Annotated in this window: 15 protein-coding genes and 1 pseudogene; 10 read left to right on the top strand and 6 right to left on the bottom strand. The window is 39.9% G+C overall.

Annotated elements, in window-relative coordinates; translation table 11 throughout:
- Window positions 1-66: 66 nt before the first annotated feature.
- Complete coding sequence (locus F8S12_RS15305; protein ID WP_196517014.1) at window positions 67-1,410, bottom strand: adenylosuccinate synthase; 1,344 nt, start codon at window positions 1,408-1,410, stop codon at window positions 67-69.
- A 429-nt stretch (window positions 1,411-1,839) separates the two neighbouring features.
- On the opposite strand from F8S12_RS15305, the gene F8S12_RS15300 reads away from it, so the two are divergent.
- A complete protein-coding gene (locus tag F8S12_RS15300; protein ID WP_230968024.1) occupies window positions 1,840-3,735 on the top strand; it encodes a CHASE3 domain-containing protein in 1,896 nt (631 codons plus the stop codon).
- A gap of 28 nt (window positions 3,736-3,763) precedes the next feature.
- On the opposite strand, the gene F8S12_RS15295 is transcribed toward F8S12_RS15300, so the two are convergent.
- Both F8S12_RS15295 and F8S12_RS15290 read right to left on the bottom strand, forming a co-directional pair.
- The gene (locus F8S12_RS15295; RefSeq protein WP_196517013.1) at window positions 3,764-4,069 is read right to left on the bottom strand and encodes a hypothetical protein; all 306 of its coding nucleotides are present in this window, start codon (window positions 4,067-4,069) and stop codon (window positions 3,764-3,766) included.
- Between the two features lie 78 nt (window positions 4,070-4,147).
- Window positions 4,148-4,357, bottom strand: a complete 210-nt coding sequence (locus F8S12_RS15290; protein ID WP_041565457.1) for a hypothetical protein — start codon at window positions 4,355-4,357, stop codon at window positions 4,148-4,150.
- A gap of 392 nt (window positions 4,358-4,749) precedes the next feature.
- Here F8S12_RS15290 and F8S12_RS15285 point away from each other — a divergent pair, with 392 nt between their 5' ends.
- The 6 genes from F8S12_RS15285 to F8S12_RS15260 all read left to right on the top strand — a co-directional run bounded on the left by F8S12_RS15285 (window position 4,750) and on the right by F8S12_RS15260 (window position 11,154).
- Window positions 4,750-5,793, top strand: coding sequence for an adenosine deaminase (locus F8S12_RS15285; protein WP_196517012.1), 1,044 nt, complete (start codon window positions 4,750-4,752; stop codon window positions 5,791-5,793).
- Window positions 5,794-6,028: 235 nt separating this feature from the next.
- Window positions 6,029-6,172: a hypothetical protein gene (locus tag F8S12_RS15280; RefSeq protein WP_196517011.1), complete on the top strand. Its 144-nt coding sequence runs from the start codon at window positions 6,029-6,031 to the stop codon at window positions 6,170-6,172.
- Between the two features lie 5 nt (window positions 6,173-6,177).
- Window positions 6,178-7,917: a DNA mismatch repair endonuclease MutL gene (gene mutL / locus F8S12_RS15275; RefSeq protein ID WP_196517010.1), complete on the top strand. Its 1,740-nt coding sequence runs from the start codon at window positions 6,178-6,180 to the stop codon at window positions 7,915-7,917.
- A gap of 270 nt (window positions 7,918-8,187) precedes the next feature.
- Entirely contained in the window at window positions 8,188-8,364 is a 177-nt protein-coding gene (locus F8S12_RS15270) for a hypothetical protein (RefSeq protein WP_196517009.1), read from the top strand.
- An 11-nt stretch (window positions 8,365-8,375) separates the two neighbouring features.
- Window positions 8,376-10,493, top strand: a complete 2,118-nt coding sequence (locus F8S12_RS15265) for a DEAD/DEAH box helicase (RefSeq protein WP_196517008.1) — start codon at window positions 8,376-8,378, stop codon at window positions 10,491-10,493.
- A gap of 1 nt (window position 10,494) precedes the next feature.
- A complete protein-coding gene (locus tag F8S12_RS15260) occupies window positions 10,495-11,154 on the top strand; it encodes a DUF2290 domain-containing protein (protein WP_196517007.1) in 660 nt (219 codons plus the stop codon).
- Between the two features lie 280 nt (window positions 11,155-11,434).
- Here the strand turns inward: F8S12_RS15260 and F8S12_RS15255 are convergent.
- A pseudogene (locus F8S12_RS15255) lies at window positions 11,435-11,764 on the bottom strand (Mu transposase C-terminal domain-containing protein); the annotation flags it as partial.
- Window positions 11,765-12,250: 486 nt separating this feature from the next.
- Between F8S12_RS15255 and F8S12_RS15250 the strand changes: the two are divergent.
- From F8S12_RS15250 to F8S12_RS15240, 3 genes are all read left to right on the top strand, one after another.
- Window positions 12,251-12,607: a hypothetical protein gene (locus tag F8S12_RS15250; RefSeq protein WP_196517006.1), complete on the top strand. Its 357-nt coding sequence runs from the start codon at window positions 12,251-12,253 to the stop codon at window positions 12,605-12,607.
- A gap of 456 nt (window positions 12,608-13,063) precedes the next feature.
- Window positions 13,064-13,603: a Dps family protein gene (locus tag F8S12_RS15245; protein WP_196517005.1), complete on the top strand. Its 540-nt coding sequence runs from the start codon at window positions 13,064-13,066 to the stop codon at window positions 13,601-13,603.
- 150 nt (window positions 13,604-13,753) lie between these two features.
- Window positions 13,754-14,521 (top strand): ChaB family protein, encoded by a 768-nt coding sequence (locus F8S12_RS15240; RefSeq protein ID WP_196517004.1) that lies wholly within the window; start codon window positions 13,754-13,756, stop codon window positions 14,519-14,521.
- A 240-nt stretch (window positions 14,522-14,761) separates the two neighbouring features.
- Here the strand turns inward: F8S12_RS15240 and F8S12_RS15235 are convergent, their stop codons facing one another.
- Together F8S12_RS15235 and F8S12_RS15230 are read right to left on the bottom strand one after the other, a co-directional pair.
- Window positions 14,762-15,160, bottom strand: coding sequence for a TIGR02588 family protein (locus tag F8S12_RS15235; RefSeq protein ID WP_196517003.1), 399 nt, complete (start codon window positions 15,158-15,160; stop codon window positions 14,762-14,764).
- Window positions 15,157-16,047, bottom strand: a complete 891-nt coding sequence (locus F8S12_RS15230; protein ID WP_196517002.1) for a TIGR02587 family membrane protein — start codon at window positions 16,045-16,047, stop codon at window positions 15,157-15,159. Before F8S12_RS15230 ends, F8S12_RS15235 begins: the two co-directional genes overlap by 4 nt.
- Window positions 16,048-16,343 lie beyond the last annotated feature (296 nt).

Genomic DNA, 16,343 nt, shown 5'->3' with positions numbered 1-16,343 from the left:
GGGGAGTGGGGAGTTGGGAGTTGGGAGTTAATTACTCACTCTTAACTCTTAACTCCTCACTCTTAACTAAGCACTGAGTAGGGTAGCAGATGTGCCATCAACGTGCAATAAAGCGCGTTTGGGGCCGTGGATGGGGTCTTCTACAATTATGGTTTGATCGCGGCTAGCTCCGAGTGAGACGATCGCGATCGGGACTTCCATTAATTCGGCTAAGAATTTTAGATAGTCCAGTGCTTGCTGTGGCAACTCTTCTAGGGTACGGCAGTGACTTGTTGACACTTGCCACCCTGGTAAGGTTTTGTAGATGGGGCGACATCTGGCAAATTTACGGGAACTGGTAGGAAAGTTTTCGCTGCGATCGCCATCTATGTTATACGCGACACAAACTTGGATTTCCTCTAATTCATCAAGGACATCCAGTTTGGTGAGCGCCATACAATCCATGCCGTTAATCCGCACCGCATAACGACCGATGACGGCATCAAACCAGCCGCAACGCCGTTTGCGTCCGGTGGTTGTGCCAAATTCGGCACCGCGATCGCACAACAATTCTCCCAACTCTCCATGTAGTTCGGTGGGAAATGGGCCCTCTCCCACGCGTGTCGTATAAGCTTTCGACACCCCAATTACCCGGTCAATCATTGTCGGCCCTACCCCTGTACCAACGCAAGCCCCCCCCGCCACAGGGTTAGAGGAGGTGACATAAGGATAAGTTCCGTGATCTAGGTCTAGGAGCGTACCTTGTGCGCCTTCAAATAAAATATTGCGCCGTCGCCCAATCGCATCGGATATTTTTAACGATGTATCAACAACGTGAGGTCGCAAGCGTTCTGCATAGCCCAGATACTGGTCAATCACCTCTTTAGCATCTAGAGGCGGCAAGTTGTAAAGCTTTTCTAAAATGACGTTTTTATAATTAATCGTCCACTCCAACTGCTCGCGTAGCCCATCAGGGTCCATCAAGTCTAAAACCCGGATGCCTGTACGCTCAGATTTATCAGCATAAGTCGGCCCAATACCCCTACCTGTCGTACCGATCTTATGGCTTCCCCGTCGCTCTTCTGATGCCTGGTCAATCAACCGATGATAAGGCATCGTTACGTGGGCTGTCTCAGATATCAGCAGGTGGTCAGTGGAAATATTTAATTCTTTTAATTGGTCGAGTTCTGTTATCAAAATCTGTGGATCGATAACAGTTCCACAGCCGATAATGCAATCGGTATTTGGATACAAAATCCCAGACGGAATCAAGTGCAGTTTAAAGGTCTGACCTTTGACTACAATTGTGTGTCCAGCGTTGACACCCCCTTGATAACGTACCACAACATCTGCTGAACGGCTGAGTAAGTCAGTTATTTTACCTTTTCCTTCATCGCCCCACTGGGCACCTATGACAATTACGTTAGCCAAGAGTTTATTTTAAGAGGTAAAGTTTCCACAAATTATAATTATCAACATATTTTGTAAAGAATGTCAAGCTTAATATAGAATAATCAATCTAAAAAGTTTTGTTGCCAATGGAGTTATGAGTGATTAATTACTCTCCTAAAACATATTTGATTTGCATCAAACAGGTTTTGGTTAGGCATTGGTAATAAGTGGTGATCAGGCAATCTGGATGTTTTTCGAGCCATTAAATTATAATTATGCCATAGTCTTACTAAAAATAAATTTATATTAAAAATTAGCGGATTTATTTGTAACTTTTATGTATAAATAATTATCCCAAAAAAACCAGATATTTACAACTTTAACAGATTGTATTTTGTTACCAATGCTGTCAAAATCATTAAAATATTCTCAGTATTTGTTTTTATTTTTAATGTTTAATCTGAACTCATGAAAGGCATCTGCGGCAAAAAAGGCGATCGCATGATGAAAAAATGGTCTAGATTCCAAAAGCTGAAAGCAGTATTCATCCTGGCATTAGCAGTTGTATTTACTAATGCTGGAGTCTCATATAGCAACACTATTAAGTTGATTCATAATCAGCAATGGGTAACATCCTCTCACGAAGTTATTACTCAAATTGAAAGTATACAGTTTACACTCAGAGATACTGAAGCCGCGCAACGTAATTACCTAATTACCTTAGATGCAGATGAACTGCAAACCTATCTTGGAGCCTATCAACAAACTAATAGTAATATTCAGATTCTCAGCAAGTTAACCGTTAAAAACCAGCAAAAGCAGCAGTGGATTTATTTACTGGAGCAGAAAATTACTAACAGATTTAACATCCTGCAACAAGAAGTTTACCTAAGACAAGACCAGGGATTGGAAGCAGTTCGACAGTTCATTTTATCTAATCAAGACAAGCAAATCAGCAAAGAAATTCAACAGCTTATTCAAGATTCTTTAAAGGCAGAGGAAAATTTATTACAGAGGCGGATGCATGAGTCGCAAGCAAGTTCCCAAAAGGTGATGGTCACATTTTTCATCGCTGCTGTTGTAGATTTGGTGCTGGTGGCGCTGCTGTATGGCTTGTTGTGGCGTTACGTTAAGCAAGTTCAGCAGACGAAACTTAATGAATTTGATGGCACGTTCATCCACTTGGCACTGATGCGAGATATTACCCAGAAAAAGCAGGCAGAACAGAAAATCCGTGAACAAGGGTTATTGCTGGATGTAGCAACTGAGGCGATTTGGGCGCAGAATATCCACAACCAAATCTTGTTTTGGAATAAAGCCGCCGAGAGTCTGTACGGCTGGAAGGTTGAGGAAGTTGTAGGCAAGAATGTTGTGGAACTTTTGTATAAAGACACTTCACTACAACTAGAAGATGCTTACTTGAACACGATTAATAAGGGTGAGTGGCGGGGTGAGTTCCATCAACTGACAAGGGAAGGTAAGAAAATTATCGTTGAAAGTCGGTGGACATTGGTACGACATGATAATGGACAACCCAAATCTATTTTGAGTGTGAATACCGAAATTACGCAGCAAAAACAACTGGAAGCTCAACTTTTGCGATCGCAACGTTTGGAGAGTATCGGCACTTTAGCTAGCGGTATCGTCCATGACCTCAACAATATATTATCCCCAATTTTAATGTCAGTTCAACTGTTACAGAAAAAATTGCCTGACCCGCAGAGTCAGCGAATACTGCAAACTCTGGAAAATAACGTCAAACACGGTGCCAATTTGCTCAAGCAAGTTTTGTTTTTTGCACGCGGCATTGAAGGCAAACGAACTATTGTCCAAATTCAGTCTCTAATAACAGAAGTTGAGCAAATTATCGCTCAAACATTCCCTAAATCCATTATCTGCCAGACAGATATGCCCAAAAATCTCTGGCATATCCGTGGAGATACAACACAATTACATCAAGTGCTGATAAATTTAGCAATCAACGCCCGCGATGCCATGCCTAATGGTGGTATCCTGAGAATTGCAACCCAAAATCTGGTAATTGGTGAACATTCTCCCCAGATAAATATTGATGCTAAAATGGGTTCTTATATTGCGATCGTGGTGACGGATACTGGTATGGGTATGTCGCCAGCAGTCCAGGAACGGATTTTTGAACCATTTTTCACCACAAAAGAGGTAGGCAAAGGTACAGGTATAGGACTTTCCACTGTGCTGAGTATCATTAAAAATCACGGCGGTTTTGTCAATGTTTACAGTCAGATAGGTAGAGGTACTCAATTTACAGTCTACTTGCCTGCCTCAATATCCAGAGACACACATTTATTGTCTCCAGAATTGGAATCAGTTATAGGAGATGATTAATCGATTTTGGTGGTGAAAATATCACAAACTACAAAAATGATGTCTCTTTAGGGTCATAAGTACCCTGGTAAGTCGTAAAGATCCTATATCCTGGTAACACTAAAGCAATTCCAGTGTAACTGTGAATTTTACCGATATATTTGTAGGGAATATCATCTGGTACGCTTCCACCAATGCGGAAACTAAAACCAAGTAGCCATATATACAAACCAGGTATTAGTAAATCCATGCTATGTGCAATAGCTCTCATTGGCTCATTTTCTTTGAAAGAAGCACAATTTCTGGCTATAGCGAATTTTTTGGAGATATTTTTCAGGTTTGTGGTTCCTAACATCGCCTAATAAGAATAATGTCCAGCTTGAGACTGGACAATAACTAGAAATATTTTTGAGATTGAATATTTACTTATTTTTTAACTGACCAAATCAACCAAGGCGTTGCTCTGAAAACGGACTATAGATGAAACTGAGCAGCCGCGATAATTCTCCGATGTAAATACTGATAGTGTGATATTAGCTTGACCAGGATCTAAAATGCGCTTCACCTTGCAGGTTTGCATTTTGTTGTTACAGTAAGCAATAATGCGATCGCCAGCCTTGACATCCAACGCTTGAATTTTCACTTAATACCAACCTCGCCCAAGAATTTGTTTATCTAAAGGAAAAATATATTACTATATTTCACTTGCTAAACAATTGCAGTGTTTATTTTATCATAACACAAAAATCAACGTTCGTTATATTATCAATTTAATCTTGATGATGTCAAGTTTATTTATGCTCAAAACTCTGTTCAATGCTGGATTTTAAGAACATAAGGATACAATTACGATCTTCGCGCTGCTTCTAGATTGGAAGCCTCATCTGGAAAATCTAGATAGTGGTAAACCTCTGCTTTGCTTTAATTTCTTTGGAGAACATAGGAAACGTTTTTGCTTGAAATTTTTTCGAGGACAGATTTTTTATTTGGATGTTTTTGTTACAATTATTGAAATTTTTACCTAAAAAGACCACTATGACTTTATATGCTGAATTACATAGACACCTGGGCGGTTCGGTCGTACCCCGAGTTTTATGGCGATATTTTGAGCGACATTCTTCGGAGTTGATTTCCCGCTTTGCTGACTATTCAGAATTTGAAGATTTTTATACCCGCCCACGCAACACCCTGGATGAGTATCTAGAATTACACACCCTGGTAGAAAGTGTGCAAACTGTGGAGACTTTGCCTTACTTTATCTATCGCCTGTTGCGGGGTGCTTATATTTTTGAAAATTTGGCTTATCTGGAACTGCGCTACACTCCCTATTTACGGACACCTGAACACCTGAGTCAATCAGAGAGAATTGACAAGATGGCAGAAATTGTGCAAGTAGTAGGACTTGCCAGCCAACAGCCAGAATATCCGATTGTTACTAGCCAAATTCTCTGTATGCACACGCGCCTACCTTATGAGGTGAACAAGGCGATTGTTGATTTGGCGGCGCAAAATAAGCAATATGTTTGTGCAGTAGATGTAGCGGGGGGTGATAGCTATTATGCCGATCGCCTCGAAGAATGGATTAATCTATATGATTATGCGCGATCGCTAGGCGTTAATACCACGGGACATCTATATGAAACCACTGCTGGTTGTTACCCAGAACTATTACCATATCTGATGCGGATTGGTCACGGCATCCAAATTCCCCTATTGTATCCAGAGTTACTTAATGATGTGGCTAGACGCAAACAGTGTTTGGAGGTTTGCCCCACAACTTACCTAAAAACTGGTACTTTGCAGGATATACGTCAACTTAAATTAGTTTTTGACCGTTGTTTTGCTGCTGGGGTAGATATCGCTATTTGTACTGATAATGCTGGGTTGCACAATGTCCGTCTGCCATTTGAGTATGAAAATCTCTTGACTTACGACATTATTAGTTTTAAACAACTACAAGCTTGTCAGGATGCAGCTTTCCGTCATGCTTTCGCTTGGCCTTACAGTCAACGTCCCGCATCCCTGTTGAACGGTTTGCTGAAACCTGAACCACCTAAAGTTTTAGCAATAAGGGATTAATTAACAATCATCTAGAACTGCTATGCGTAATTCGTAATTACTATACTGCAACCATTTCGTTGATTTGGAATGAGTGGTTTATTTACGCCATGATGCGCTACAGGTGAGCAAAAAGTAAGCTTTTTTTGCTGATAATTTCACAAGCAATTTATCAAAAATCACCTTTTAATTGAGTTTTCTTTACAACTAATAAAAATTTCTCGTAAATTCGCCTCTTCATCTCCCTCCACTTCCAATGAAAATTCTAGGAAAGAAAGACGCGATGAATCGCCGTCTCTACAATAATCAATCCTTTGTAGAGACGGCAATTTATCGCGTCTTTTGCCTTAACCGAACCGTATTGCCTCCACTACCCTTGTTCCCAGAAGCTATAAACTAGAATTTATGGCATCTACTATTCAAGCTCTACCAACAGAAGTCGTATATCTCATTACAGCTGGTGAGGTAATCGACTCTTTAGCTTCTGTGGTGCGGGAATTGGTAGAAAATTCCCTAGACGCAGGTGCAACGCGAATTGTGATTTCTCTTTGGCCACAGCAATGGCGAATTCGTGTGGCAGACAATGGTTGTGGAATGAACCTAGAGGACTTGCAACAAGCAGCCACAGCCCACAGCACTAGTAAAATTCGCTCTAGTGCCGATTTATGGAAAATTAACAGTTTGGGGTTTCGTGGTGAAGCGTTGCATAGTTTGACGGCTCTAGCAGATTTGGAGATTTTAAGTCGTCCTGGAGATGGAAAATTAGGATGGCGGATAGTTTATGGCGCTGGCGGGGAAATTGTGCAAGTTGAAGTAACTGCGATCGCACCTGGTACAGTTGTTACAGTTTCTCATCTTTTCGGTAATTGCTCATCTCGCCGCCAGGGATTGCCCACAGCAGCGCAGCAAATGAAAGCTGTACAAGCCACAATTCAACAAATTGCTCTGTGTCATCCTCACGTTACCTGGCAGGTTTGTCAAAATGACCGTCAATGGTTCACTATCTCTCCTGCTGCTACATCTGGGCAGTTGCTACCGCAGATTTTACCACAGGTGCGGCAAGGTGACTTGCAAGAAGTGAAACTCGAAATACCCAATCCTCCAAACTCCCCACTCCCCACTCCCCACTCTCCACTCGCCACTCCTCACTCAGCATTCAGCACTCAGCACTCAGCACTCACTTTAGTGGTAGGATTACCCGATCGCATTCATCGTCATCGTCCAGATTGGGTACGTGTAGCCATTAACCGACGGATGGTTAAGACACCGGAACTAGAGCAGACGATTTTATCAGCATTTTATAGAACATTACCACGCGATCGCTATCCAATCTGTTTTCTACATCTTGACATTTCCCCCGATCAAATTAACTGGAATCGCAATCCGGCAAAAACAGAAATTTACCTTAACGAAATCACTTATTGGCAAGAGCAAATTACCAAAGCGATTAACCAAGCACTCAGCATCTCTTCTGCTAATCTCAAAGAAGCTGTTCACACAACGCGAGTTAGTAAATTACTCAAAGCCGCAGAAGCCAAAGGCGGCTACAATTTCAATCCTCAAAATCCCAAGCCTTGTACAGACGCGATTAATCGCGTCTCTCCTAATTCCTTGAAGGCTGTCGCTCAAGTTAGCAACACTTATATTGTGGCGGAACATCCATCTGGTATGTGGTTAGTAGAACAGCATATCGCCCATGAGCGAGTTTTGTATGAGCAATTATGTGATGATTGGCAACTGGTTTGTATCGAACCGCCAATTATTCTTTATCAATTGTCGCCGGCGCAAGTGTTGCAACTGCAACGTATCGGTTTAGATATAGAATCCTTTGGCGAGCAACTTTGGGCAGTTCGTAACTTACCCGCACCTTTGCAACAACGAGACGACTGTGCAGAAGCGATTTTAGAACTCAGTTTGGGAGGCGACTTACAAACAGCGCAAGTAGCCGTCGCTTGTCGCAGTGCCATTCGTAACGGTACACTCATGAATCTGCAAGAAATGCAGAAACTTTTGGATGATTGGCAACGCACTCGCAACCCCCGCACCTGTCCCCACGGACGCCCCATTTATTTGTCTCTGGAAGAGTCAGCTTTAGCCCGGTTTTTCCGACGTAATTGGGTTATTGGTAAAAGTCACGGAATTTGATTGAATCCTTTTTTTGCAATTTAAATTGAAGAGGAATTGTACATTAACTAATTATTTGTCACTGTTAAGTAGGTGGGCGTAAATAAAGTTAACTGGTGAGGGTCATCATTTGTTTTTTGTCATTCGTCATTGGTAAGGGTTTCAGGGGTGTTTACTTTTCGTAACATAGTTTGGTTTATTCCCACCTATCTACTTAACAGATTAATGTCACTTTTAACAAATTAATGTCCATTAGGCATTCTGGATCAGCCATATCAAAGATGAACTGCTGTGGTCACAATACCAGGACAACATTATCCTGACCTGAAACAACTTAAACTCACAGTGGTTGACTTTGGCGTAGGAATTCCTCAGAATGTGCGCGATTTCCACAAAAATACCAACTTACCAGTAGCACGGGACGATTACTTCAAGTTGAAAGATAATAGAGGTAGATACTTTAGGTAAAGCAACATCTAATGGTTAATGTTATTCGAGGTGATGTAGATAATAAGCCAGTTTCATCTAGAAGGCTAGCTGATTACTTTGAGAGGAGACACGATATAGATGGCAGCTTATATCTGGGATACCCAATAATAGGAACGCCTCAAGGTGGTTATCAAATTGATGCTCTTTTATTATCCAGAGAGCATGGCGTTGTTATTTTCAATATTATTGAGGGAACTAATACTGACATAGATATAGAAAAGACACAAGATGAAAGTGCAACCAAAGTTGAATCAAAACTACTTCAGCATACAACTCTGGTTAAAAAAAGGAAACTAATGGTGCCAATCAGTGTTGTAACATTTGCACCTGTATTGAGTAATACACCAAATAATGTTTCAGAAGGCTATCCCATCATAACTAATGAGCCTGCCCTAGAAGAGTACTTAAAATCTTGTGAATGGGAACAAAACCAGTATTTTGAAAGCCTTAGCTCAGTCATACAAGCTATAACTACCATAAGAAAAAGAAGGCAGCGTAGCTATATTCAACGAGAAGATTCCAGAGGTGCAAAACTTCAGAAACTGGAAGATTCTATCGCCAATCTAGATAATAATCAGAGTGCTGCTGTGCTTGAAACTGTAGAAGGTGTACAGCGAATTAGAGGACTTGCTGGCTCAGGTAAAACTATAGTTCTAGCTCTTAAAGTTGCATATTTACAGGCAAAACATCCTGATTGGAATATTGCTGTTACTTTTAATACTCGCTCTCTTAAAAATCAGTTTAAACACTTTATTAACACTTTTAGTATTGAACATACGAGTGAAGAGCCGGACTGGGAAAAAATAAAAATTATTCACGCTTGGGGAAGTCCCTCAACGGAAGGAATTTATTATGAAATATGTAAAAAACATAATATTGAATTCAGAGATTTAAATGCAGCAAAAAATCTTACTAATATATCTGGTCAAGAATTTGACAAAGTTTGTGAGGAAGCACTCGATAAAATCCACAGCTTTGAGCAGTATTATGATGCCATACTAGTTGATGAAGCACAAGATTTTTCTAAACATTTCCTGCAACTTTGTTACAAAATTCTGAAGCAGCCGAAAAGACTAGTTTATGCGTATGATGAGTTACAAAGTCTGAGTAATAAGACAATGGGATCACCAGAAGAAATCTTTGGAAAAGATACTTACGGTAATCCATATGTTCAACTTCAAAACAGATCAGGAAAACCAAAACAAGACATTATATTAGAGAAATGCTATAGAAATTCTCGCCCACTCCTAACTTCTGCACATGCTTTGGGTTTTGGAATATATAGAAATGAAGGATTAATCCAGATGTTTGATGATGCAGGGTTATGGAGAGATATTGGTTATGAATTAGAAGAAGGAAATCTAGAAGATGGAAAGCCTGTAAAGCTTACTAGAACTAGCAATACTAGTCCAATGTTTCTCGAATCTCACTCACCTATTGATGACTTAATTATATTTAAGTCCTTTAATAATAACCGCGAACAAAATGAATGGTTAGTCAAGGAAATAGAGAAGAATATTAGGGAAGATGAATTAAAGTATGATGACATAATGATTATTCATTCTAACCCGTTTACAACTAAAGATGCCGTTGGAAGCTCTAGGGCTTTACTATTTGAAAAAAAGATTAATTCTAATCTAGCCGGAGTCACAAATTCCCGCGATGATTTTTTTAGTGAAGAAGCAGTTACTTTCACAGGTATCTATAGAGCAAAGGGAAATGAAGCTGCGATGATATATGTTATAAATGCTCATGAATGCTTCTCTGGTACAGAGCTTTCCAGAAAAAGAAATATCTTGTTTACTGCCATGACAAGAAGCAAAGCTTGGTTAAGAGTATTGGGGTACGGCGAAGATATGAGGGGTTTGGTGAAAGAATTTGAAGAAGTGAGAAGAAGAAACTTTGTTCTTCAATTTACTTATCCTACAGCAGAGGAACGAATAAGAATGAATGTTATCAATAGAGATATAAGCCCTAAAGAGCGTGAGCGTAAAATTCAGAACCAAAGAAATTTCAAAGATATTGTTGAGGATTTAGAGAAGGGTGTTATGCAGAAAGAAGATTTGTCACCAGAATTAATAGAAAAATTCAGAAATCAACTATTTTAAAATGACTAGTCATCAAGAAATTTATAGACAAATTGAATACATTACTCAAAAACTAATAGAAGTTAGTTTATGCGATCAACAAAATTTTCCCTCATCTACATCTCTTGGTAGAGATAGTTATGAAATTGCATATTCTGGTATGCAGAATCTCTCAATAGCACTGAAAAATATTGAATATAAGAACATATACAATGAACTAGACAGAGGTAAAAACTACAATTTCAAAATGATTGATGGTGCGTTAATACAACTTTTATATACTTATAAACAATCCGAATTGATTTCACATAGGCTTGCCTTTTTACCATCACCATTTTTAGAAGTTTTCCAGAATGAGCCTACTATTTATGAAGCAGACGAAATATATGCAGATATAATAGCAAAAAATATATTACCAGTACCAATTAGATTCGATTATGATCCAGACAATCATAAAGAATTAGATCACCCCAAATGCCATCTAACTTTGGGACAGTTTGAAAATTGTAGAATACCTGTTTGTTCCCCAATCGCACCGAGTACTTTCATATCCTTTATTATTCGTAGTTTTTACAATACTGCTTTTAGGAAATTTACAGATGACCTTACGTTTTCAAGTAACCTTTTCGATAAAACGATAACTGTTGCAGAGAAGAAAGTATTGCACATAGCTATTTATTAATTTAATTTAGAGAATCTTTGCTGGTTGCCCAACTCATACAGTCTGTTGGCCAAGTGAATAATCCGTAAGGATTTAGTGTTTGAAACCCAGTGACAGAGGCAGTTTCAAATTCAACTTTGGCTTATCAACATACCTTTAGTCGCAATAAGGTACGAAAATATAGTCGTTATACCAATTCTGTATGAAGATGCGCCCTATATGAGGAACGAACCGCAAAGAACGCAAAGGACACAAAGAAAGAAATAAGAAGCCAAGAAAATTTGGCGCAGCTTCACAAAGAAATGGTATAATGCACCAACATTTGCTCTAACTGCCACAACGTTAAGCAAGCTTCTTTCTCCGCTTCCTCTGGTCGCTCTTGAACGTTTGAACCTGTATATCCTTGTAAAGTTGAGAATAATTCTGTATTTAGAGTTTTAAATGGACGCTCAACACTACCACCTTCAGATGGGCGATCGCGCAAATGACAAACAAATCCTAACTGCACCCCTATTTGCTGTAAATGGTTAGAACGAAAATCTTTACCCCTATCCGTATAAAAGTGTTGCGGCAAACCAGAAGTACCCCATTGTTCATTAAGCCCATATTCTGAACCATATTGCTTGGGCAAGCTCCCTATCCCCACCTTATGAGTACATTGAAGGTGGGGACTTCCGCGACACATTAAAGTCGAGCTAAGGTTGCACCTTAACTTGGGATTATTTTTTTGTTAAACTCCCTAACGGGACTAAACCTAAGTAAGTAGAGCCGTTAACCTGCCAAAACTATATTAAGTCGATACACCTAAAGAGTGATTGTTTTTGTAACTATAGATAACAAAAATTTCATTCTACAGATTGATGTACACTGTATAATCATCAAAGTAAAAATAGATCAGTCAAAGTTTTGAACAAAGAACTCGTCAAGAGCATTTGCTCATTAACCGCTCCTGAGTTAGTGCACAAATGCAAAGATAATTTCTTTGTAAGGTTCATTTTTGAAGAACTTACGGAAGTGTAGCTTGTAATTTTATTGCTCCAATTTGCCAAATAAAGGTATAAGCTTCGCTATTTGAATAAAAGTTCTACGTTGTTAAGGCTGTTATCGAGGATTTCCAATGAAGATTATTGCTTCTGTTTTATCTATCTTAAGTCCAGTACGTTTTCTAGTTGTGGCTTTTACTTGTGCTTTGGTATTGTTATCTAGTGCTTTTCCTGCTTTTGCGATCGATAGCTACCAAAGTGACTCTACCGAAGCTACTACACAACTGCTTGACATTCAGCGCAAAACTGACGAAGCCGCTAAAGCATCACCATTTGGATTGAGAAAAGTTCAAAAGGAGTCCAACGAAGGACTCAATGAGGTTCAAGGGGATGCTGATATTGACAAGCAGAAGCGTCCTGAAAATTCACAGAGTTCAACCTCAGTGGAAGAAAATGTAAAGAATTTGTTGGATAAAGTTACAGGTAAGTAACAAGATTAATCTTTTGGTAATTTTTCGTTAGTAATGGGTGATTGGATAAAAGCAGTGACCCATTACTAATTAGCAATATTAAGCTGGCAACTTCAATTAATACCGATTACCTGTGAAGTTGCACAAAGCAAGGGGGTTGAGTTGCTTGTCTCACCAAGCCTGATTTTGTGCAGTTTCACAAAGAATTGGTATAAATATGTTCCTTCCTGAGGATATTTGGTGAAATTAGGTTTGCATAGTTTTGATAATTATTATTTAATATCTTTATTGTTGAAGCTGAAAAAATCAATAAAGTTCGCTAACTAGTAGATTCTTAGCTTAATACTACCTATTAAGGCATAGGTATAATCCTGAATGTAATAATTATTTTAAACTTACAATATTTCCTTTGGTTGATGTGGATTATGTCGGAAATTTGAGAAGTTAATAAATAAGTTTGCTTAGGGATGGAAAACAATGCGTGCGATAAACATTGGCTTGACGGAAGAACAGCGTCAAGGTGTGATTAATCTATTAAATCAAGATTTGGCAGATGCCTATCTACTGTTGGTGAAAACCAAAAAGTATCACTGGGATGTGGTTGGCCCTCAGTTCCGCTCTTTACACCAGCTTTGGGAAGAACACTACCAAAAGCTGACTCTAAATATTGATGCATTAGCAGAGCGGGTTCGTGCTTTGGGCGGTTTCCCAATTGGCACAATGGAAGGGTTTCTCAAGATTGCTACCCTCAAGGAACACGCTGGTAATGTTCCTACAGCAACGGGGATGGTAGCTAATCTGGTAGATGATCACGAGCAGGTTATTCGTAACCTAAGAGACCATGTAGACCAGTCTGGTGAAGAGTTCCACGATCAAGGAACTGCTGACTTTTTAACTGGACTACTAGAAGAGCATGAGCAGATAGCTTGGATGCTACGTTCATTTATTGAAGGGGAAGCACTAGATCCAGATGGTAGAAAGCCAGCGTCAGAGGCTAAGACACCTGTAGGTGTGTAACTTATAACGTCTGAGTTGAGGATAGCAGTCTGTTACACCAATTGAGGGAGGATTAATTCCTGCCTCAATTGGTGTAAAAGAATTAATTTGTCTGCATTTATCTATTCATCATATTCATTGCAAAAACAAGATAATACAAGGAGTATTTAAGTGCCAGAAGTATATAAAGCAGAACGTACTATATCTGCTGTATTCAAAGAACAGAAGCAAATTGATGATGTGATTCGACGTTTGTTAGACAGGGGTATGCCTAAAGACCATATTTCGGTAATGGGCAGAAACTTCCAGTCGGAAACGAGAATCGCTGGCTTTATTACTAAAAAGGATGTAATTCTGGGAGGTTTGAGAACAGGGGCTATTTTTGGTTCCTTGTTTGGTTCCTTCCTCAGCTTGCTCACGGGTGTAGGCTTATTAGTTATTCCCTTTGTCGGCTCAATTGTGGCAGCAGGGCCCATAGGTGCAGTGCTGCTGGGGGCTGCCAGTGGAGCGATCGCAGGTAGTGCTGGTGGAGGTTTAGTATCAGTTCTGACTACTTTGGGGATGCCAGAAGATAAAGCGACTATCTACCAAACCCGCTTACAAGCTGGCGAGTTTTTCTTGATGGCAGAAGTTCCGAGCGATCGCGCCGGTGAATTTCAATTGCTGCTTGAAAGTGCTGGTGGCGAAGAAATTCACACAATTGAAAAAACCCTGGCTCGTTCCTGCTCTGGGCTGTGCAACAGTCCAGAGGATTTGTCTCCTGAGGTTCGCGCTCATCTTTCTCAAGAAGCTCAGAATACATTTATTGAGCGCTATAACGTTGTATTAAATGAGAGAAGTGACGAGTTTACGGCTGAACAATCCGCCTGGGAGTCTGTTCATCAGCAATATGATGAAGATGAAAACGGCGTTTGGTCAAAAGGTAAAGTCAAAGCTTAAACTACTGCGTGTCAGCAATTATGATCTTTGCGTGTTGTTGGTAATTAGTCAATACGCTTCGGTTAAGGTTTTTTGATGAAAATTCTAGATCGGAAAGACGCGATAAATCGCCGTCACGACGAAAGATTGATTATTGTAGAGACGGCGATTTATCGCGTCTCTTGCCTTAACCAAAGCGTATTGGGTAATTAGAATACAAGGTCGATGCAAAAGCACGGTAGGGGCATTATGTATTCTGTACTATGGCAATTTATAGCTACCAACACGCAAATTTAACTGGCCTTGGCGCGGGTTCTGGCTGAATACAAATGCGCCTTCTTCACGTTCACCACTAGATAAAAAGTCGATCTGTTGCTCTCCCGATTCGGCAACTTTGCCATTAATTAGTAAATCAGCCATAATCTGAACTGATTCGGCTGTGTCTCCTCCGGTATTTACGACTTCAAAGGGAACATAAAACTGCCCATCAATTTCCCGAATAGTTTCTTTTTTAGTGAGAGAAAGAATGGGAGGTTGATTTTTTTCGTTTATCCAAGTGTAGCTCACTAGACTAACAATCAATGTCAAGATGAGAGAGGCGATGCTGAATGTTACCCACTCAGCAATGGAGCGCTCTGGTTGTTGTTGGGTTTCAGTCATATTGCTAACCTTCCGGCTGCACCACCAATAGTTGCAGGTAACCCCAGTATTAACGTGCGATCTAACCACATCGTCCAAGGGTCGCTAAAAGTTAACTTTTGAAAAAACCACAGCATAAAAGCGCCTGCTAGCAGTGACACCAAGTAGGACATAATAGTTTCACTCAATGGTTCTTGGAAAATTCCCTTTTGCTGTTTGCGCTTTTGCTGATCAGAAAAGCCTGCCTGGAATACAATGCCATAAGAAATCAGCAAAGATGTGGCGATCATTGCCAATTGCCAAGGTGGCGAGGCTGCGGCTGCTAGCATGGTAATCTCATCTGTTGGAGCGATATTAAATGCAATTATAGTTGCACCAATTAGGGTTCCACCTACATCGGCGAAGGTGGCGTGCAACTCATCCTCTTTGTTCTTGGTTGTGTTGTTTACCTGATCGCTTGCTTGTCCTTCTTCTGCATTGCTATTTCTAGTATCTCCCAAAAGCTGGTTAGCTAAAGCTACACCAAGAGCAAAGGGGACACTTTCAAAGATAATTTTCCCTAAAGATTCCTTTAGGGAAGTTTCTGGTGTCAATTCTCGCAATAGTAGCAGCACAAAGGCAGAGCAAACTAGTCCGATCGCGATCGCTTCCACAGTATCCATTGCGGCTTGATAAGCTAGTCCGCTATATCTGCGTTTCCGAAAGCCTTCTGTCTGATTGAGCAACCAAACCACAATAAACATCAATGCGATCGCCATCATCATCAGTTGTGGTTTTACCAATGATCCAATCCACCAAACTTCCATTGTGTACAGCAAGGGGATGCCAAATAAAAAGCCTCCACAAGCACCCCGAATGATGTCATTAATCTCGCTACTCCACATATTTTTCTGACGCTTTTTTGCCACTCCTTTACTGCCCTTTTATTTAATATCTACTTTGATTTAGTTAATATCAATTAATTGTGGTCAATATTTTATAAAATAGTATTACCACCTATAAATAATATTATTTTTTTAATATATATAAATTTTATTTATAATATATTTACATTGAGGAACAATTATATAGTAATCCTGAATCATTCACGAGAAAATGCTGAAGAGAGATATAGTATTTGCGACTATAAAGGGATTGTGGCAATGTGGATGAGAAGGTATCGCTAACAGAGTTTATCGAAAATAGCTAAGACAAGCGTGAGGTC

Origin of the sequence: Nostoc sp. WHI (assembly GCF_015714725.1) — a bacterium.
Taxonomy (GTDB): domain Bacteria; phylum Cyanobacteriota; class Cyanobacteriia; order Cyanobacteriales; family Nostocaceae; genus Nostoc.
This window is presented reverse-complemented; position numbering and strand designations above follow the sequence as displayed.